This window comes from Pseudomonas fluorescens, assembly GCF_004683905.1.
Classification (GTDB): Bacteria; Pseudomonadota; Gammaproteobacteria; order Pseudomonadales; family Pseudomonadaceae; genus Aquipseudomonas; species Aquipseudomonas putida_A.
Window position 1 is genome coordinate 4,793,704 of record NZ_CP038438.1, and the last position, 19,783, is coordinate 4,813,486.

Below are 19,783 nucleotides of genomic sequence, written 5' to 3' on the forward strand. Positions count from 1 at the left end.
GGCTTGCTCGCGAAGGCGGTGGGTCAGACAACATTTTCGTCGACTGACACACCGCCTTCGTCGGAACGCCGCCCGGAGCAAGCCCGCTCCCACAGTTGATTGTGTTTCTGCTTATCAATCGTCGCTGATGCTGATGTTAGGCATCGCCGGCGTCGCCGCTTCCTGCAACACAATGCGCGCGCCGACGTGGCGGGCCAGTTCCTGATAGACCATGGCAATCTGGCTGTCCGGTTCGGCGATCACCGTTGGCTTGCCGCCATCGGCCTGCTCGCGGATCAGCATCGACAGCGGCAGCGAGGCCAGCAGTTCGACGCCATATTGGGTCGCCAGCTTTTCGCCACCGCCCTCACCGAACAGGTGCTCGGCATGTCCGCAGTTCGAGCAGATGTGCACCGCCATGTTTTCCACCACGCCCAGCACCGGAATGTTGACCTTGCGGAACATTTCCACGCCTTTGCGCGCGTCCAGCAACGCCAGATCCTGCGGAGTAGTGACGATCACCGCACCGGCCACCGGGACTTTCTGCGCCAGGGTCAACTGGATGTCGCCGGTACCTGGGGGCATGTCGATCACCAGATAATCCAGGTCACCCCACGCGGTTTGCGTGACCAGTTGCAGCAGTGCGCCGGAGACCATCGGCCCGCGCCAGACCATCGGCGTGTTGTCGTCGGTCAGGAACGCCATCGACATGACTTCGACACCGTGGGCCTTGAGCGGCACGAACCACTTCTGATCCTTGACCTCGGGGCGGGTGCGCTCGGGGATGCCGAACATGATGCCCTGGCTCGGGCCATAGATGTCGGCGTCGAGAATCCCCACCTTGGCGCCTTCACGGGCCAGCGCCAGCGCGAGGTTGGCCGCCGTGGTCGACTTGCCCACACCACCCTTGCCCGAAGCCACGGCGACCACGTTCTTGACGTTGGCCAGGCCCGGGATCTGCGCCTGGGCCTTGTGCGCGGCGATCACGCTGTTGACCTCGACCTTGGCGATCGTCACCCCATCAAGATTTTCGATGGCCAGCTGCAGCAACTGTGCCCAGCCGCTCTTGAACAGACCGGCGGCGTAGCCGATTTCCATCTGAACCTTCACGCGGTCGCCATCGATCTCGATGTGCTTCACGCAACCGGCGCTGACCGGGTCCTGGTTCAGGTAGGGGTCGGTGTATTGGCTGAGGACGGCTTCCACCGCTGCGCGAGTGACGGCACTCATGGGCAACTCCGATAACAAGACTGGGAAAAGATGGCGGGTATCGTACGCTGGACGCAGATTTGTGGCGAACTGATTACTTGAGCAAGTCAGCACCTGTGGCGAGGGGATTTATCCCCGATCGGCTGCGCAGCAGTCGCAGAACCATCACCCGCGGTGTACCTGATAGGCCCTGATATCGGGTTTGGGGGCGGCTTCGCCACCCATCGGGGATGAATCCCCTCGCTACAAATGCTCTCAAAGTACCCAGCGGCACAGGGTGAAAAATATGCGCCAGCGCTTTATAGTGGCCGACCTCCGTTTCATCAAGTAGCGAAGCCCCACATGTCCGAACCACGCAAGATCCTCGTCACCAGCGCCCTGCCCTACGCCAACGGTTCGATTCACCTTGGCCATATGCTGGAATACATCCAGACCGATATGTGGGTGCGCTTCCAGAAGCATCGCGGCAATCAATGCATCTATGTCTGTGCCGACGACGCCCACGGTTCGGCGATCATGCTGCGCGCGGAAAAGGAAGGCATCACCCCGGAACAACTGATCGCCAACGTGCAGGCTGAACACAGCGCCGACTTTGCCGAGTTCCTGGTCGACTTCGACAACTTCCACTCCACTCACGCCGAAGAAAACCGTGAGCTGTCGAGCCAGATCTATCTGAAGCTGCGTGACTCCGGGCACATTGCCCAGCGCTCGATCACCCAGTATTTCGATCCGGAAAAGAAAATGTTCCTGGCCGACCGCTTCATCAAGGGCACCTGCCCGAAATGCGGCACCGAAGACCAGTACGGCGACAACTGCGAAAAATGCGGTGCGACCTACGCGCCAACCGATCTGAAGGATCCGAAGTCGGCGATCTCCGGCGCCACTCCGGTGCTCAAGGATTCCCAGCATTTCTTCTTCAAACTGCCAGACTTCCAGCAGATGCTGCAGACCTGGACCCGCAGCGGCACCTTGCAGGACGCCGTGGCCAACAAGATCGCCGAGTGGCTGGACGCCGGCCTGCAGCAGTGGGACATCTCCCGCGATGCGCCGTACTTCGGTTTCGAGATCCCCGACGAGCCGGGCAAGTATTTCTACGTGTGGCTGGACGCGCCGATCGGCTACATGGCCAGCTTCAAGAACCTCTGCAACCGCACGCCGGAGCTGGACTTCGACGCGTTCTGGGGCAAGGACTCCACCGCCGAGCTGTACCACTTCATCGGCAAGGACATCGTCAACTTCCACGCCCTGTTCTGGCCCGCCATGCTCGAAGGCGCCGGTTTCCGCAAGCCGACCGGGATCAACGTGCACGGCTACCTGACCGTCAACGGCCAGAAGATGTCCAAGTCCCGTGGCACTTTCATCAAGGCCCGTACCTACCTGGATCACCTGTCGCCGGAATACCTGCGCTACTACTACGCGGCCAAACTGGGCCGTGGCGTCGATGACCTCGATCTGAACCTCGAAGACTTCGTGCAGAAGGTCAACTCCGACCTGGTCGGCAAAGTGGTCAACATCGCCAGCCGTTGCGCCGGTTTCATCCACAAGGGCAACGGCGGCCTGCTGGTCGACAACAACGCTGCGCCAGAGCTGACCGAAGCGTTCCTCGCTGCGGCGCCAAGCATTGCCGACGCCTATGAAGCGCGCGACTTTGCCCGCGCCATGCGTGAAACCATGGCCCTGGCCGACCGCGCCAACGCCTGGATCGCCGACAAGGCCCCATGGTCGTTGAACAAGCAGGAGGGCAAGCAGGATGAAGTCCAGGCGATCTGCGCCACCGGCATCAACCTGTTCCGCCAGCTGGTGATCTTCCTCAAACCGGTGCTGCCACTGCTGGCCGCCGACGCCGAGGCATTCCTCAACGTCGCCCCGCTGACCTGGAACGACCACACCACGCTGCTGGCCAACCATCAGCTCAATGAATTCAAGCCGTTGATGACTCGCATCGACCCGGTAAAAGTGCAAGCCATGACCGACGCCTCGAAAGAAGACCTGACCGCCAGCCAGACCGACACTGGCGCTGCCGCGCCTGCGGGCAACGGCGAACTGGCCAAGGATCCGCTGTCGCCGGAAATCGACTTCGACACCTTTGCTGCCGTCGACCTGCGCGTGGCTTTGATCGTCAAGGCTGAACACGTGGAAGGTGCGGACAAGCTGCTGCGCCTGACGCTGGACATCGGTGACGAGCAGCGCAACGTGTTCTCCGGGATCAAGAGCGCTTACCCGGACCCGTCGAAACTCGACGGTCGCCTGACCATGATGATCGCCAACCTCAAGCCACGGAAAATGAAGTTCGGCATCTCCGAAGGCATGGTGATGGCCGCCGGCCCTGGCGGTGAAGAAATCTACCTGCTGAGCCCGGACAGCGGCGCCAAGCCGGGTCAACGCATCAAGTAAGACCCAGCGCTGAAACGATCCCACAGGCATGTTCTGCAGGCCTGTGGGATTTTTCATATCTGGCCCACCCATCGCGGGTGCCGGATAATGCCTAACCTTAAGTGACACTCGCCCGTTGCTGCCGGCAGAACCATGACCGAACTTGCACTTACGCTGATCAGTGCCGCCCTGCTCAACAACTTCGTGTTGCACTGGCCGCTGGGTGTCGATCCGCTGCTGGCCGGCAGTCGGCGCCAGGTGCATGCGCTGGGGTTGGCGACGGCGTGCCTGATGCTGAGCGTCGGCTTCATCGGGTACGTGCTCTGGCACTGGCTACTGGTGCCGCTGCAATTGCAGGCACTGCAGCTGTTTGTATTCTTGCCGCTCAGCGTGCTGCTGATCGCGCCGCTGCTGAAGCTGTTGGCTCGTGCGCTGCCAGACTGGCCGTTCGACGGACTGTGGCCGCTATTGCTGGGTAATGCCGGCGTACTGGGGCTGTCCTTGATCAACGCGCAAAATGATCGCGGCCTGCTGCAAGCAACAGCGCTGAGCATCGGCGCCGGGCTGGGTTTCTGGCTGGTGCTGAGCCTGTTCAGCGACTTGCGTGAACGCACGGCGGACAACGACATTCCCCTGCCCTTTCGCGGCTTGCCGATCGACCTGATCGGCGCCGGACTGATCGCAGTGATTTTTCTCGGATTCAGTGGACTGATCAAAACATGAGTCTGATTCAACTCATCGATGCCCTCCTGCCGCAGACCCAATGCGGCAAATGCGGCCACCCCGGGTGCAAGCCGTATGCGCAAGGCATCGTCGATGGCGAACCGATCAACAAGTGCCCGCCCGGCGGTGACGAAACCGTCGCCGCCCTGGCTGAACTGTTGAACGTGCCGGTGCTGGAACTGGACGTCAGCCGTGGCTCGGCACCGCCACAAGTGGCGTACATCCGCGAGGCCGAGTGCATCGGCTGCACCAAGTGCATCCAGGCCTGCCCGATCGACGCCATCGTCGGCGCGGCGAAACTGATGCACACCGTACTGATCGACGAATGCACCGGTTGCGACCTGTGCGTGGCGCCGTGCCCGGTGGACTGCATCGAAATGCATCCACTGCCGCTCGGCACCTTGCCGGTGGTCGGTGGCCTGGCGTTGAGCCTTGAAGAGCAGCGCGCACGCGCGGCCAAACGCGATCATGCGCGCCAGCGTTTTGAACGCCGCAACGCCCGCCTGCAACGCGAGGAACAGCAGAAAGAGGCTGAGCGCGAAGCCCGGGCGCAGCGTGCAGCGCAACCGGCGGTGGTTACTCTCGATCCGGTACAGGCCGCTCTGGAACGGGTGCGCGCGCAGAAAGCCGCAACCGCCGACGCGGCATTGAAAAAAGCCAAGATCGATGTCGCCATGAGCCGCGCGCAATTGCACAAATCGCTGAAAGCCTTCGGCCATCCGCCGACCTTCGAACAGCAATCGCAACTGATCGTGTTGCAACAACAGTTTGAAGCCGCCGAACAGGCGTTGGCGAAACTCGAAAGCAGCGCCGCCACCGCTCCAGCCGCTGCGGCCCCGGTTCCGGCGAAAGACGCCGACCTGAAACGGGCGAAAATCCAGTTGGCGATGCGGCGCGCCGAATTGAAAAAGGCCCAGACCGCCGAAGCGCCAGCCGAGCAAATTGCCACGCTGGAACAGGCACTGCGTGATGCCGAGCAAGCCCTACACGCCGCCGAGACGGCGAGCGAGCAGCCTGCGCCTGACCTGGTGCGGGTGGAAAAGCGCCCGATCGACAATCAGCTCCGCCAGTTGAAAACCGAACTGGCCTACGCCCGCGCCGACCTGAACAAACTCGAACGCCGCGCCGACACGCCGGGCGAAGTCCTCGACAAGGCCCGCGCTCGCCTGCAGGCCGCCGAGCGTCAGGTGCAAGATCATGTCGCCCCGTGAGGCACCGGATGATCGCCTGCAACAGGCGATGAAGCGGGTGCTGCTGGCCACGCTGCCGGGGCTGTTGGCGTTGTTCTGGTTCTACGGCTGGGGCGTGTTGATCAACCTGATCCTGGCGGCGAGCACCGCGCTGCTGATCGAGGCTGGTGTCGCCCGCCTGCGCCGACAGCCACTGCAACCAACGCTCAGCGATGGCAGCGCACTGGTCAGCGCGACACTGCTGGCCGCCGCCCTGCCACCCTATTGCCCATGGTGGCTGACAGTTACGGCGGTGGCTTCGGGCCTGCTGTTCGGCAAACATTTATACGGTGGCATCGGCAAGAATCCGTTCAATCCGGCCATGCTCGGTTTCGCCCTGGCGATGCTGCTGTTCCCGGAGCCAATGACCCACTGGCCGGCGCATGGCATGAGTCTGCAGGCCGCTTTTGCACAGGTCCTGAATCTGGGTCAGGCCCCGGATGCCTGGGTTCAAGCCACCGCGCTGGACAGCCTGCGCATCAACAAAAGTCTGACCATGGATGAATTGTTCGCGGCCAATCCGGCATTCGGCCGTTTCGGTGGACGCGGCGTGGAGTGGATCAATCTGGCGTTTCTCGCCGGTGGACTGTTTTTATTGCAGCGCCGGGTGATTGCCTGGCAAGCGCCAGTTGGCATGCTGGCCAGCCTGTTTTTCGTCAGCCTGCTCTGCTGGAACGGTTCGGGTTCGGATTCCCACGGCTCGCCGCTGTTTCATCTGCTGAGCGGCGCGACCATGCTCGGTGCCTTTTTCATCATTACCGAACCGGTATCCGGCGCCAAAAGTTCGCTGGCCCGGCTGCTGTTCGGCGTAGGTGTCGGCTTGCTGACCTACCTGATCCGCACCTGGGGCGGCTACCCGGACGGTGTCGCGTTTGCCGTGTTGCTGATGAATCTGTGTGTACCGGCTCTGGAACGTTTTGCCGCTGCCCGCCAGACGCAGGTGCAATCATGAGCCGCGCAGCTGCTTTCGTGGCGCTTGTGCTGCTGGCCGGTGCCGGTCTCGGCCTGACCTATGTCGTGCAGCGCGCCAGTGCGCCGCAGATTGCCAGCGAGCAACGCCTGCTCGACAGCCGCAAATTGCTGGATCTACTCGCGACCGATGCCTACGACAATCAGCCGCTGGAGCAGCCGCTGGCGCTGACTGATACAACGTTGAGCCACAGCACGCTGCTGGCTGGTTACCGCGCAAGCAAATCCGGTCAGCCAGTGGCAGTGTTGTTGCGTACCCAGACCGAGGGCTATGCCGGCGCTATCGAACTGCTGATCGCCATCGATGCCAACGGCAGACTGCTGGGGGTAAAAACCCTGCGGCACAACGAAACCCCGGCGCTCGGCGGACTTATCGGCGACTGGCCGAACCACTGGCTGGCGACTTTTACCGGTAAATCACGCAACGCACCTGACGACGCAGGCTGGGCGCTGAAAAAAGATCAGGGACAGTTCGATCAACTGGCCGGGGCAACCGTCACTTCCCGGGCCACCGTCAATGCCATTCATGACGCCCTGCGTTACTTTGATGAGCACCGCGCAACCTTGCTGGGGAGCGGATCATGATCCGGCCAACGAATCTGACAAACACGTTGATGCTGATGCTGCTGCTTGGCACCAGCGCGACATTGGCTGGCGCGCTGGGCATGCTGTTGATGTCGAGCGTTGTGGTGGCGGTTTACGGCGCATGCATCGGCCCGCTGCGCTCACGGTTGTCTGGCAACAACCTGATGCTGGCCAGTCTGCTGCTGGCCGCCACCCTGACCAGTTGCGCCAATATCCTCGCGCAGCGCTGGGCGTTGCAGTGGCAACAGTCCATCGGAATCTATGCCGGGCTGATCGCCTTGCAATGCGTAGTGCTGGAATACAATGGATTCTTTCGTCAGGCATTTGGCCTGCGCCTGACGTTTTTTGGCCTGTCGAGCGGGCTGCTACTGGCGCTGGCGGTACTGCGTGAACTGTTCGGTCAGGGCCACATCGGCCGTGGCCTGTCGGAACACTGGCAAGGCCTGGTTCTGTTCAGCGACGGGCTGCACTTGCTCACCCTGGTTCCCGGCGCCTTCATCGTGCTCGGACTACTGCTCGCCGCCCGCCAGGCCTGGACCCGCTCGACCGCTCTCTCCAAGGAAACACATCACCCATGAATGCCGCCAAACGTCTGGAAATTTTCCGCAGACTTCATGAAGACAATCCCGAGCCGAAGACCGAGCTGGCCTATTCCTCACCGTTCGAGTTGTTGATCGCGGTCATTCTTTCGGCGCAGTCAACCGACGTCGGCGTCAACAAGGCTACGGCCAAACTGTTCCCGGTGGCCAATACCCCGGCGGCGATCCACGCGCTGGGCGTCGAAGGGCTGTCCGAATACATCAAGACCATCGGCCTCTATAACAGCAAAGCGAAAAACGTGATCGAGACCTGTCGCATGCTGGTCGAGTTGCACAATGGCGAAGTCCCGCAGACGCGTGAAGAACTGGAAGCGCTGCCCGGCGTCGGTCGCAAGACGGCCAACGTGGTCCTCAATACCGCTTTTCGCCAGTTGACCATGGCGGTCGACACGCACATTTTTCGCGTGAGCAACCGCACCGGCATTGCCCCGGGTAAAAATGTGGTTGAAGTGGAAAAGAAGCTGATGAAGTTTGTGCCAAAAGACTACCTGCTGGACTCCCACCACTGGCTGATTCTGCACGGTCGCTATGTGTGCCTGGCGCGCAAGCCACGCTGTGGCAGCTGCCGCATCGAAGATTTGTGTGAGTACAAACACAAAACCTCGGACGATTGATTGGCTATTGGAATAATTGATTCTTCGATTGAAAAAATCTTTTTTACCCGCAGCAGGAATATCGATATAAGGGGCGCCAAAGGCAGTCTTAGCCTGGAGTTCACCTTATGACTGACAGCAAAGAACAACTGGACGTAGATGAAGATTTTACCGTTGTGGATACCGACGACGCCGAACCGGTGGTCGAGGTCGCCAAGACCAATCTGAGTAAACGTCGCACCATCGATAACCTGCTTGAGGAGCGCCGACTGCAAAAGCAGTTGGCCGATTACGATTTTGATCTCTGACACTTGAAAGCCTCCCGAACCGGAGGCTTTTTACTTTCTGCTGAATCCGACACTGAGCGGCCCATGCCCCATCGGTATTTCTGATCATCAGACCAGTCCGTTGCGTTGTGCCAATTCAATCAGGTCCACCAGCGAGCGGGCATTGAGCTTCAATAACAGACGGGTCTTGTAAGTGCTGACCGTCTTGTTGCTGAGAAACATGCCGTCGGCGATTTCCTTGTTGGTCTTGCCACGCGCCAATTGCTGCAACACCATCATTTCCCGCCCGGAGAGGCGATCCACCATATCGGCCTCACTGGCATTACCAAGACTGGTACGCACGGTGTGCAGGGCCTGGTTTGGAAAATAGCTGTAGCCGGACAGTACCGCTTTGATCGCACTGAGCAACTCAGTCAAATCCTGTTGCTTACATACATAACCCGCAGCACCTGACTGCATGCAGCGCATTGAAAAATGACCCGGTGCCTGGGAGGTCAACACCAGTACTTTCAACGGCATGGGTGTCGAGTTCAGACGCGCAATAACTTCAAGACCGTCGAGTTTCGGTATTCCAATATCCAGAATAACGATATCCGGCATCTGTTCACGCGCAAGTTGCAAAGCATCCACACCATTATCCGTTTCTGCAATGACTTCGTAGCCATGACGCTCCATCAGCATACGCACAGCAAGACGAATGACGGGATGATCATCCACGATCAGCACTTTATTCATGGGCAAGTCCAGTTTCGCTGTTCGAATTTTTAGAGCACGCACAATAGCCCAGTCACTTCTGACATGGCACAAGAGAGTTTCATTGCAATCCCAGCAAAAGACATTCCCTACAGCAAATAAAGATTATTCCTACAAAAAAACCCATACAGGCGATTTTCAAATGGGATGACGTATCTTCTGGCCTTCACATCGACGCAAAAAACATGTCGTCCTTAGAGCCACGCGAACTCTACTTTCGAGGCAGACGGCTCAGCGAGCGGCTGAAAAAACGCGATAATCCATTGACTGCACATCGCTACACAGCGCCAGCCCCGGCAGCTTATAAGTTGAAAAAAACAACGTAAAACCAATCAAAAACACTTTGATAAATCAACATCTGAAACAAGATACTTCTATCCAAGCGTTATCATTTAATATAAAAATTATCTCGACCAGCAAGTTGCAACACCCCATACAAAACAACTCAACATACGTATTGGAAATACATAATTAATGAGCACATTCCATGATAAAAATCAGAAGAAAAATAACCAACCCCATGACTGTAATTGCGATATTTGCATTTATTTCCGAATCATCGGCTGCCATTTCCTTACCCTTTCTTGATAACGCCGAAAGAGAAGTCTACATCTGGTTCCTGATCAGCTTTCCGTTTTACTTGCTATTGCTATTCTTTTTAACGCTGAACTTCAACTACCGTTCGCTCTATGCGCCCTCGGACTTCGATAAGGACGACAGTTTTCTAAAAAGTTTCGAGGAGTTGAAACAGCCCGAGCTCCACTCCTGTTCGCCTCCAGCAAGAGCGTCTGTGGTAGGTGAAGTATCAGCTGCCAACGGATTGGAGTGGACGTTGTCTGTACATAGCGTTGACCTCAGGCAACTCCCTCCTTGCAGCGCTGACAAATCCTGCCCGGAGCGACCGTGGATTGAGCACAACATTCAGCTGCCTAAATCCATCGGCACATTGTGCGCCATAGACGTACGTCGGTTGAGTAGCGCACAGGCGTTCAATGCGCTGGCAGAACACTTTCCGCATCTTGGCAAACACTCAGCCAAAGCAGTGGTATTTTTGACCGACTCTGCCTGCGACGTTTTGCTCAAGCAAATTATCCCGAGCCTTATCAAACAGTCGAAAAAAAGCGGAGGCGCCAAACTTCTCGTTGCTTACAACGTGAGCACACAAAGCACCACGGTTTTGAGAGGAGCATGAGCGCAGAGTAGATGCCTGAAGTGGACATTCAAGAAAATGCTGGAGTTGGCGGCAATGACCAAAGCTCTGGATTAACGTCAGACAAACACAGAAAAGAAAATGGCGGCATTGTCATTGAGACAAGCCGCCATTTTTACAGCCCTGCAAGGCTTAGAACAGCTTGCGGCCTTTGTTGGCAGCAATGCGCATGCGCAGCGCGTTGAGCTTGATGAAGCCCGCCGCGTCGGCCTGGTTGTAGGCGCCGCCGTCTTCTTCGAAGGTCGCGATATTGGCGTCGAACAGCGAATCGTCGGACTTGCGGCCAGTAACGATCACGTTGCCCTTGTACAGTTTCAGGCGAACCACACCGTTCACGTTGACCTGCGAAGCATCGATCATCTGTTGCAGCATCAGACGCTCCGGGCTCCACCAGTAACCGGTGTAGATCAGGCTGGCGTATTTCGGCATCAGCTCGTCTTTGAGGTGAGCGACTTCGCGATCCAGAGTGATCGATTCAATGGCGCGGTGCGCGCGCAGCATGATCGTGCCGCCCGGGGTTTCGTAGCAGCCACGGGACTTCATGCCCACGTAACGGTTTTCAACGATGTCGAGACGACCGATACCGTGAGCGCCACCGATCTTGTTCAGCGTTGCCAGTACGGTGGCCGGAGTCATTTCGACGCCGTCCAGCGCGACGATGTCGCCGTTGCGGTAGGTCAGTTCCAGGTATTGCGGGGTGTCGGGAGCCTTCTCCGGGGAGACGGTCCAGCGCCACATGTCTTCTTCGTGCTCGGTCCAGGTGTCTTCCAGCACGCCGCCTTCATAGGAGATGTGCAGCAGGTTGGCGTCCATCGAGTAAGGGGACTTCTTCTTGCCATGACGCTCGATCGGGATCGCGTGCTTCTCGGCGTAGTCCATCAGCTTCTCGCGCGACAGCAGGTCCCACTCGCGCCAAGGGGCAATCACTTTCACGCCAGGCTTGAGTGCGTAGGCACCCAGTTCGAAACGCACCTGGTCGTTGCCCTTGCCGGTGGCACCATGGGAAATGGCGTCGGCGCCGGTTTCGTTGGCGATTTCGATCAGGCGTTTGGCGATCAGCGGACGTGCGATGGAAGTACCCAGCAGGTACTCGCCTTCGTAAACGGTGTTGGCGCGGAACATCGGGAACACGAAATCACGCACGAATTCTTCGCGCAGGTCGTCGATGTAGATTTCTTTGACGCCCATGGCCTGAGCCTTGGCGCGAGCCGGCTCGACCTCTTCGCCCTGACCCAGGTCAGCGGTGAAGGTCACCACTTCACAGTTATAAGTATCCTGCAGCCACTTGAGGATCACCGAAGTGTCCAGGCCGCCGGAATACGCCAGAACGACCTTGTTTACGTCCGCCATGCCATCACTCCACGGGGTTCTACGGAAAGCCGAGGAGTCTACCGCTCAAATCCGATAATTTACAGAGGCGCGACAGCTTAAGACGACAAAGCGACAGAATCTGTCGACAGCGCGACGATGACCGGCGGGTCAGGAAGTCGCCGCAGCGTTGGCAGGTGTGCTGGCTTGCGGTGCTGGCGCGGTAGTCGGCGCCACTCGTGCAAGCTTCACGCTGACCCGGCGATTCTTCGCCCGGTTGGCCGCATTGTTGTTCGGCACCAGCGGGTATTGCTCGCCGTGGAAACGCACGGTGATCTGCGATTCGGCGATGCCGTTGGCCTTGAAAAAGTCGACCACCGCCAGCGCGCGACGACGCGACAGCTCACGGTTGGTCAGACGGTTGCCGCTGTTGTCGGAATAGCCATCCAGTTCGATGTGATTGACCGTCGGATCGGCCTTCATGAACTCGAGCATCACCTGCAGCCTGGCTTTGGCGGCGGCATCCAGATCGGTGCCTTCGCCGGGGAAGCCGATCTGCGATTGCTTCACCTGATCGAAATTCTGCGGCAGCAACTTCGCCACACACGTCTGGTAATCATTGAACGCTTTGCTGAACTTCACCGGCAGCAGACGCACTTCCGAAACCCGGCCATCGCCGGACGCACGGCGCACCACCGGGCTGCGACCGTCGAGTAAACCACTGATCAGCCCGCCGGCCTGGGATTGCGAACTGTTGAACAGCACGTTGCCGGTGCCGATCCTGACGCTGCCCAGGTTGATGTCGTTGCGCCCCGGCTGCCATGGCGCCGCCGCCGCAAGCAACGTCGCCGAACCGCCGCCGAGCATGGCGTTGTAGGCATTGAGGCGGAATATCGCTTGTTCGCCGGCCTTACGCACGAACTGGCCCGAGCCGAAATCGGTGATCGGCTGGGTCAGGCGGCACTCGAACTTGTCGCCCTCGACCGTCCACTCAATGTTCTCCAGACGCGTCTGGTAGGTCAGCGCCATCGCGGGGAGGCTGGCAAACACACTGAGCAAGGCTAAATATCGCTGGCGCACGGGAGGCTCCATTGGCTTCTGTAACACAAAGACCGATTCACACTATGTTTACGGCATACCTACGGGATATCGGAAGGTTCCTGCAAAACTTGATAGCGGGTGCCTGCAAGAGTCTTTTCCGGTAGCATTCCCCTCAGTTTGACCCGCCTGGAATCCCCTCATGTCCGACCGCCTGACCCTGCTGCGTCCCGACGACTGGCACATTCATCTTCGCGATGGTGCCGTGTTGACCAATACCGTTGCCGATGTTGCGCGCACCTTTGGCCGCGCCATCATCATGCCCAACCTGGTACCACCGGTGCGCAACGCCGCTGAAGCCGACGGCTATCGCCAGCGGATTCTCGCTGCCCGACCGGCCGGCAGTCGCTTCGAACCGCTGATGGTGCTGTACCTCACCGACCGCACCCAGCCCGAAGAAATTCGTGAGGCCAAGGCCAGCGGTTTCGTGCACGCCGCCAAACTGTACCCGGCCGGCGCCACCACCAACTCCGATTCCGGGGTGACCAGCATCGACAAGATCTTCCCGGCGCTGGAAGCCATGGCTGAAGTCGGCATGCCGCTGCTGATCCACGGCGAGGTCACCCGTGGCGATGTCGACGTCTTCGACCGCGAAAAGATCTTCATCGATGAGCACATGCGCCGTGTGGTCGAGCGTTTCCCGACGCTCAAAGTGGTGTTCGAACACATCACCACCGGCGACGCGGTGCAGTTCGTCAACGAGGCTTCGGCCAACGTCGGCGCCACCATCACCGCGCATCACCTGCTGTACAACCGCAACCACATGCTGGTGGGCGGGATCCGGCCGCACTTCTATTGCCTGCCGATCCTCAAGCGCAATACCCATCAGGAAGCCCTGCTCGACGCCGCCACCAGCGGCAGCGCGAAGTTCTTCCTCGGCACCGACTCGGCGCCGCACGCCCAGCATGCCAAGGAAGCCGCCTGCGGCTGCGCCGGCTGCTACACCGCGTACGCCGCCATCGAGCTGTATGCCGAAGCCTTCGAACAGCGCAACGCGCTGGACAAGCTCGAGGCGTTTGCCAGCCTCAACGGCCCGCGCTTCTACGGTCTGCCGGCCAACACCGATCGCATCACCCTGGTTCGCGAAGAATGGACCGCCCCGACCAGCCTGCCATTCGGCGAGCTGAACGTTATCCCGCTGCGCGCCGGTGAAAAACTGCGCTGGCGCCTGCTGGAGGAACACGCGTGAGTGAAGACCATTTCGACGACGAACTGGACGGTCAAGGTGGCGGCGGCGGTTCCCGTCATCCAATGGCAGCGCGTTTTCGCGGTTACCTGCCGGTTGTCGTCGACGTAGAGACAGGTGGCTTCAATTCGGCCACCGACGCTCTGCTGGAGATTGCCGCGACCACCATCACCATGGATGAAAAGGGTTTCGTTTACCCGGACCACACCTACTTCTTCCGCGTTGAGCCGTTCGAAGGCGCCAACATCGAAGCGGCGGCGCTGGAGTTCACCGGGATCAAGCTCGATCACCCGCTGCGCATGGCCGTCAGCGAAGAAACCGCGCTGACCGACATCTTCCGCGGCGTGCGCAAGGCGCTGAAGGCCAACGGCTGCAAGCGCGCGATTTTGGTCGGCCACAACAGCAGCTTCGACCTCGGCTTCCTGAATGCTGCGGTTGCGCGTCTGGACATGAAGCGCAATCCGTTCCACCCGTTCTCCAGCTTCGACACCGCGACGCTGGCCGGTCTGGCTTACGGTCAAACCGTCCTGGCCAAAGCCTGTCAGGCAGCGGACATCGACTTCGACGGCCGTGAAGCGCATTCGGCGCGTTACGACACCGAGAAGACTGCCGAGCTGTTCTGCGGCATCGTCAACCGCTGGAAACAGATGGGCGGCTGGGAAGACTTCGACGACTGATCCTCGTCGGGTATTTCCCGCGCATAAAAAAACCGGCCACATGGGCCGGTTTTTTTGTACCGCGACGTTGCGCCTTACAGGGCAGCAGCGTTCTCGGTCAGGTAAGCCGCAACGCCTTCTGGCGAAGCGTTCATGCCTTTGTCGCCTTTTTTCCAGTTGGCAGGGCAGACTTCGCCGTGCTCTTCGTGGAATTGCAGCGCGTCGACCAGACGGATCAGCTCTTCCATGTTACGGCCCAGCGGCAGGTCGTTGATGATCTGCGAGCGAACAACACCCTTGTCGTCGATCAGGAACGCGCCACGGAAAGCCACGCCGCCTTCGGACTCAACGTCGTAGGCCTTGGCGATTTCGTGCTTCATGTCGGCAGCCATGGTGTATTTCACCTGGCCGATGCCGCCGTTGTTGACCGGAGTGTTGCGCCAGGCGTTGTGGGTGAAGTGCGAGTCGATCGACACGGCAACCACTTCCACGTTGCGCGCCTTGAAGTCGGCCATGCGGTTGTCCAGAGCGATCAGCTCGGACGGGCAGACGAAGGTGAAGTCCAGTGGGTAGAAGAACACCAGGCCGTATTTGCCTTTGATGGCCGAGGACAGGGTGAAGCTGTCAACGATCTCGCCATTGCCGAGTACGGCCGGGACGGTGAAGTCTGGGGCTTGTTTGCCTACGAGTACGCTCATGGATATCTCCTGGTGAATAACTTGAAGTTCAGGGCCCGGGCCAGCCTGCCACCTTGAGGCGACAGCCCTGTGACACGAACCCTCTTCGCAAGGGCCGACCATCATACACTGCGTTTTTCGCCTGTCCTTAACGGTTTTTTGCCCAAGGCGGATAACGGACCAGCATTTTCGGGGCCAGGCAATTCGCCATTAATCACCGTTCGTCAGTGACCGGCCTTTCGATCGAAAACCATTCAGAAAGCACTTTGACAATCATTCTCGTTAACATTAAGATCCATCGCAATTGAGTCACAACCAGCGACGGTTCTCACTTATGTATGTTTGTCTCTGCACTGGCGTCACCGACGGACAAATCCGCGAAGCGATCTATGAAGGTTGCTGCAGCTACAAAGAAGTCCGCCAAGCCACCGGCGTCGCCAGCCAATGCGGCAAATGTGCGTGCCTTGCCAAGGAAGTGGTTCGCGAAACCCTGACCAAGCTGCAAACCGCTCAGGCTGCGATCCCCTACCCTGTAGAATTTACGGCGGCATAATTACCCCCCATTTCAAAAAACCGGGCATATGTCCGGTTTTTTATGCCCGCAAATCAAGCGCTTAGGCGTTAGACGCGGAACACAAACATTCTTATTCAGATTTAATTTCATTTATTATTCAATAACTTAGGTTTGACACTTATAAGTACCAAGCTCAAACTCCGCCTTATATACAGCTAATACAGGGCAGGACTCCCATCATGAAAGGCGACATTACAGTCATCCAGCATCTCAACAAGATCCTTGCCAATGAACTGGTCGCGATCAATCAGTACTTCCTGCATGCACGCATGTATGAAGATTGGGGCCTGAACAAGCTGGGCAAGCACGAGTACCACGAATCCATCGACGAGATGAAACACGCGGACAAGCTGATCAAGCGCATTCTGTTCCTCGAAGGCCTGCCGAACGTGCAGGATCTGGGCAAGCTGCACATCGGCGAGCACACCCAGGAGATGCTGGAATGTGACCTGCGTATCGAGAAGACCGGCCACGCCGATCTGAAAGCCGCCATCGCCCATTGCGAATCGGTTGGCGACTTTGGCAGCCGTGAACTGCTCGAAGACATTCTCGAATCCGAAGAAGAGCATATCGACTGGCTGGAAACCCAACTGGGCCTGATCGATAAAGTCGGTCTTGAGAACTATCTGCAATCGCAGATGGGCGAAGAGTAAATAAGCGCCCGCTGAATTCGCGACACTAAAAAGCCCCGCCCTCTTTCGAGATGCGGGGCTTTTTATTGGCAAATCCCGGATCAGATGCAGATCCCTGTGGGAGCGAGCTTGCTCGCTCCCACAAAAACCGGATCAGGCTTCGGACTTGGCCGCAGCAGCCTTGGCCGATGCTTCCTTGACCAGAGTCTGCAGCTCACCGTTGGCGAACATTTCAGCCATGATGTCGCTACCGCCGACCAGCTCACCGCCGACCCACAGTTGCGGGAAAGTCGGCCAGTTGGCGTACTTTGGCAGGTTGGCGCGGATTTCCGGGTTCTGCAGGATGTCGACGTAGGCGAACTTCTCGCCACAGCCCATTACAGCCTGCGCAGCTTTCGCGGAGAAGCCACACTGCGGGGCATTCGGCGAGCCTTTCATGTAAAGCAGAATGGTGTTGTTGGCAATCTGCTCTTTAATCGTTTCGATGATATCCATGGAGCACCTCGGCTGAACTTTCCGACTCATGGGTCGGCACGGTGACGCATTGTAACGGAATCCCGAGCGCCATGCTCGGTCTCCCCGACGGTCTCGTTCAGGCCGCTGCCACCGTCACCGGCACGCCATTGAGCGCGGCGTTACCCGACAACTCGTCGAGCTGGCATTCATCGGTCAGGTCGTTGGCACTCGATCCCGGCTGCCCACTGGCGATTGCCATTTGCACGCCCGGCCGAGCATGTCCCCAACCGTGCGGCAGGCTGACCACGCCCTTCATCATGTCCAGACTGCCGAGCACCTCGACCTCGATCTGCCCTACCCGCGAGCTGACGCGAACTAACTGACCATCGTTGAGCCCACGGCTGGCGAGGTCATCCGGGTGCATCAGCAATTGATGCCGTGGCTTGCCCTTCACCAGACGATGATAGTTATGCATCCACGAATTGTTGCTGCGCACATGGCGCCGGCCGATCATCAGCAGCTCATCGGCCGCCGGCGCCTGCAAGGCCGCAAAGCGTGCGAGATCGGCGAGAATTTCCGGCGGCGCAGCCTGCACCCGTTGATTTGGCGTCTTGAGGCGAGCTGCAAGATTCGGTTTCAACGCCCCTAGATCAATCCCGTGCGGATGATCGAACAATGTCGCCAATGACAGCTTTTGCTCGGACGCATCGCCATACAGGCCCATGCGCAGCCCCATGTCGATCATCTTCGCCGGCGGCATCGTCGGTTTCAGCTCCTTGCCGGTCTTCTCGGCAAACGCCTTGGCCAGGCCGACAAAGATCTCCCAGTCGTGCAATGCGCCCTCAGGCTTGGCGAGAATCGCCCGGTTGAAGCGAGTGACGTTGCGCACCGCGAACAGATTGAAAGTAGTGTCGTAGTGATCGTTCTCCAGCGCCGAGGTCGACGGCAGAATCAGATCGGCGTAACGCGTGGTTTCGTTAATGTACAGGTCGATGCTGAGCATGAACTCCAGACCATCGAGCGCCTGCTCCAGTTGCCGGCCGTTCGGAGTCGACAGTACCGGATTGCCGGCCACGGTGATCAGTGCGCGAATCTGCCCTTCGCCTTCGGTGAGCATCTCTTCGGCCAGCGCCGACACCGGCAACTCGCCGCCGTACTCGGGTCGCCCGGAGACCCGGCTTTGCCATTTGTTGAAATGCCCGCCCGAGGTCGATGCCACCAGATCCACCGCTGGCTCTGTGCACAACGCTCCGCCCACCCGGTCGAGGTTGCCGGTGACCAGATTGATCAACTGCACCAGCCAATGACACAGGGTGCCGAACGCCTGCGTTGAAACGCCCATGCGCCCGTAGCACACCGCGCTCGGTGCCGCCGCGAAATCCCGTGCCAGTTGGCGGATCTGCTCGGCCGGCACCGCACACAGCGGGCTCATGGCTTCGGCAGTGAAGGTTGCGACGGCTGCGCGCACTTCATCAAGGCCATCAACCGGCAAGTGGCTGTCACGGGTCAGACCTTCGCTGAACAAGGTGTTGAGCACCCCGAACAAAAGCGCCGCGTCGCCACCAGGCCGCACGAACAGGTGCTGATCGGCGATAGCTGCCGTTTCGCTGCGCCGGGGATCGACCACCACCACTTTGCCGCCGCGCGCCTGAATCGCCTTCAGGCGTTTCTCGACATCCGGCACGGTCATGATGCTGCCGTTGGATGCCAGCGGGTTGCCGCCGAGGATCAGCATGAAATCGGTGTGATCGATGTCCGGGATCGGCAGCAGCAAGCCATGGCCGTACATCAGGTAACTGCTCAGGTGATGCGGCAACTGATCGACCGAAGTCGCCGAGAAGCGATTGCGCGTCTTCAGCAGGCCGAGAAAGTAGTTGCTGTGGGTCATCAGCCCATAGTTGTGCACGCTCGGGTTGCCCTGGTAGACCGCCACCGCATTCTGCCCGTGACGCTCTTGAATCGCCGCCAGACGCTCGGCCACCAGCGCAAAGGCCTCGTCCCACTCGATCGGCAGCCATTCGCTGTCGACCCGGCGCATCGGCTGGCGCAGGCGGTCGGGATCGTTCTGGATGTCTTGCAGGGCTACGGCCTTGGGGCAGATGTGCCCGCGACTGAACGTGTCGAGCGCGTCACCCTTGATCGAGGTGATCGCGACGTTGCCATCGGTTTCGGTGGTCTCAATGGTCAGGCCGCAGATGGCTTCGCACAGGTGGCAGGCACGGTGATGGAGAGTCTTGGTCATGGCCAGTCTCTGTCTTGTTCTGGGCAGGCAATCAGGCCCGCGGGAACAAAACTATGGCCCCGGCGCAGATCCTGCGCCAGCGACGTTCGTCTTGTGAATCGACGGTTATCAGGCGAGCCGATACACCGCCATGCTCAGTTCGACGGCAGCTGCGGCGGCGCGGCCAACTGAATTTCCTGAATGGTTTCGATCTGCTCGTGGGCAACGTGCACGCCGGTGAGTTCGCCGATCAACCGCCAGTGCTCGTCGAGCCCGGCACTAATGGTCGCCATGCGGTCGATCATCTGGCGACTGGCAGCCTTGACCACTTCGTCCTCGCTGCGCAGCAGCTCGAAAGACATCGAAGTGACCGACGCGGTGAGATGGGTCAGTGAGCGAGCTGTGTGGCCCAGCAGTTCCATTAACAGTTTTTCTTTCGATTCCATGCGGAAGCTTCCTGCGTCGC

21 protein-coding genes are annotated in these 19,783 nt (G+C 59.2%); 13 read left to right on the forward strand and 8 right to left on the reverse strand.

Annotation, left to right across the window (positions count from 1 at the left end):
* Positions 1-114: 114 nt before the first annotated feature.
* Complete coding sequence (gene apbC, locus E4T63_RS22045; RefSeq protein WP_098965355.1) at positions 115-1,209, reverse strand: iron-sulfur cluster carrier protein ApbC; 1,095 nt, start codon at positions 1,207-1,209, stop codon at positions 115-117.
* 321 nt (positions 1,210-1,530) lie between these two features.
* Between apbC and metG the strand changes: the two genes are divergently transcribed.
* The 8 genes from metG (at position 1,531) to E4T63_RS22085 (ending at position 8,567) form a co-directional block, all read left to right on the forward strand.
* Complete coding sequence (metG, locus tag E4T63_RS22050; RefSeq protein WP_135296459.1) at positions 1,531-3,582, forward strand: methionine--tRNA ligase; 2,052 nt, start codon at positions 1,531-1,533, stop codon at positions 3,580-3,582.
* 132 nt (positions 3,583-3,714) lie between these two features.
* On the forward strand, positions 3,715-4,284 hold the full coding sequence (locus E4T63_RS22055; protein ID WP_134787224.1) for an Rnf-Nqr domain containing protein: 570 nt from the start codon (positions 3,715-3,717) through the stop codon (positions 4,282-4,284).
* Positions 4,281-5,495: an electron transport complex subunit RsxB gene (rsxB, locus tag E4T63_RS22060; protein WP_135296460.1), complete on the forward strand. Its 1,215-nt coding sequence runs from the start codon at positions 4,281-4,283 to the stop codon at positions 5,493-5,495. The genes E4T63_RS22055 and rsxB overlap by 4 nt, the downstream gene beginning before the upstream one ends.
* Complete coding sequence (locus E4T63_RS22065) at positions 5,482-6,465, forward strand: RnfABCDGE type electron transport complex subunit D (RefSeq protein WP_135296461.1); 984 nt, start codon at positions 5,482-5,484, stop codon at positions 6,463-6,465. The genes rsxB and E4T63_RS22065 overlap by 14 nt, the downstream gene beginning before the upstream one ends.
* On the forward strand, positions 6,462-7,067 hold the full coding sequence (locus E4T63_RS22070) for an RnfABCDGE type electron transport complex subunit G (protein WP_098965363.1): 606 nt from the start codon (positions 6,462-6,464) through the stop codon (positions 7,065-7,067). Before E4T63_RS22065 ends, E4T63_RS22070 begins: the two co-directional genes overlap by 4 nt.
* Positions 7,064-7,645, forward strand: coding sequence for an Rnf-Nqr domain containing protein (locus tag E4T63_RS22075; protein WP_135296462.1), 582 nt, complete (start codon positions 7,064-7,066; stop codon positions 7,643-7,645). Before E4T63_RS22070 ends, E4T63_RS22075 begins: the two co-directional genes overlap by 4 nt.
* On the forward strand, positions 7,642-8,280 hold the full coding sequence (gene nth / locus E4T63_RS22080; protein WP_003227707.1) for an endonuclease III: 639 nt from the start codon (positions 7,642-7,644) through the stop codon (positions 8,278-8,280). The genes E4T63_RS22075 and nth overlap by 4 nt, the downstream gene beginning before the upstream one ends.
* 107 nt (positions 8,281-8,387) lie before the next feature.
* Complete coding sequence (locus E4T63_RS22085) at positions 8,388-8,567, forward strand: PA3496 family putative envelope integrity protein (RefSeq protein ID WP_027612063.1); 180 nt, start codon at positions 8,388-8,390, stop codon at positions 8,565-8,567.
* A gap of 87 nt (positions 8,568-8,654) precedes the next feature.
* On the opposite strand, the gene E4T63_RS22090 is transcribed toward E4T63_RS22085, so the two are convergent.
* Positions 8,655-9,281 (reverse strand): response regulator transcription factor, encoded by a 627-nt coding sequence (locus E4T63_RS22090; protein ID WP_003227711.1) that lies wholly within the window; start codon positions 9,279-9,281, stop codon positions 8,655-8,657.
* A 505-nt stretch (positions 9,282-9,786) separates the two neighbouring features.
* Here E4T63_RS22090 and E4T63_RS22095 point away from each other — a divergent pair.
* Complete coding sequence (locus E4T63_RS22095) at positions 9,787-10,491, forward strand: hypothetical protein (protein ID WP_098965366.1); 705 nt, start codon at positions 9,787-9,789, stop codon at positions 10,489-10,491.
* Positions 10,492-10,641: 150 nt separating this feature from the next.
* Here the strand turns inward: E4T63_RS22095 and E4T63_RS22100 are convergent, their stop codons facing one another.
* Entirely contained in the window at positions 10,642-11,859 is a 1,218-nt protein-coding gene (locus E4T63_RS22100) for an argininosuccinate synthase (protein WP_027612065.1), read from the reverse strand.
* 129 nt (positions 11,860-11,988) lie between these two features.
* Positions 11,989-12,897: a flagellar protein MotY gene (locus E4T63_RS22105; protein ID WP_098965368.1), complete on the reverse strand. Its 909-nt coding sequence runs from the start codon at positions 12,895-12,897 to the stop codon at positions 11,989-11,991.
* Positions 12,898-13,057: 160 nt separating this feature from the next.
* On the opposite strand from E4T63_RS22105, the gene pyrC reads away from it, so the two are divergent.
* The gene (gene pyrC / locus E4T63_RS22110; RefSeq protein WP_047296199.1) at positions 13,058-14,104 is read left to right on the forward strand and encodes a dihydroorotase; all 1,047 of its coding nucleotides are present in this window, start codon (positions 13,058-13,060) and stop codon (positions 14,102-14,104) included.
* Positions 14,101-14,778 carry a ribonuclease T gene (gene rnt, locus E4T63_RS22115; protein ID WP_135296463.1) on the forward strand — a complete coding sequence of 226 codons (678 nt, stop codon included), beginning with the start codon at positions 14,101-14,103 and terminating at the stop codon, positions 14,776-14,778. The genes pyrC and rnt overlap by 4 nt, the downstream gene beginning before the upstream one ends.
* A 74-nt stretch (positions 14,779-14,852) precedes the next feature.
* Here the strand turns inward: rnt and E4T63_RS22120 are convergent, their stop codons facing one another.
* Complete coding sequence (locus tag E4T63_RS22120) at positions 14,853-15,455, reverse strand: peroxiredoxin (protein ID WP_007963972.1); 603 nt, start codon at positions 15,453-15,455, stop codon at positions 14,853-14,855.
* Positions 15,456-15,768: 313 nt separating this feature from the next.
* Between E4T63_RS22120 and E4T63_RS22125 the strand changes: the two genes are divergently transcribed.
* Both E4T63_RS22125 and bfr read left to right on the forward strand, forming a co-directional pair.
* Entirely contained in the window at positions 15,769-15,987 is a 219-nt protein-coding gene (locus E4T63_RS22125; RefSeq protein ID WP_003227725.1) for a bacterioferritin-associated ferredoxin, read from the forward strand.
* Between the two features lie 200 nt (positions 15,988-16,187).
* Positions 16,188-16,661, forward strand: a complete 474-nt coding sequence (gene bfr / locus E4T63_RS22130) for a bacterioferritin (protein WP_003227727.1) — start codon at positions 16,188-16,190, stop codon at positions 16,659-16,661.
* 132 nt (positions 16,662-16,793) lie between these two features.
* On the opposite strand, the gene grxD is transcribed toward bfr, so the two are convergent.
* From grxD to E4T63_RS22145, 3 genes are all read right to left on the reverse strand, one after another.
* Positions 16,794-17,135, reverse strand: a complete 342-nt coding sequence (gene grxD, locus E4T63_RS22135; RefSeq protein WP_003227729.1) for a Grx4 family monothiol glutaredoxin — start codon at positions 17,133-17,135, stop codon at positions 16,794-16,796.
* 97 nt (positions 17,136-17,232) lie between these two features.
* Entirely contained in the window at positions 17,233-19,338 is a 2,106-nt protein-coding gene (locus tag E4T63_RS22140) for a molybdopterin oxidoreductase family protein (RefSeq protein WP_135296464.1), read from the reverse strand.
* Between the two features lie 134 nt (positions 19,339-19,472).
* Entirely contained in the window at positions 19,473-19,763 is a 291-nt protein-coding gene (locus tag E4T63_RS22145) for a hypothetical protein (RefSeq protein ID WP_135296465.1), read from the reverse strand.
* Positions 19,764-19,783: the final 20 nt, after the last annotated feature.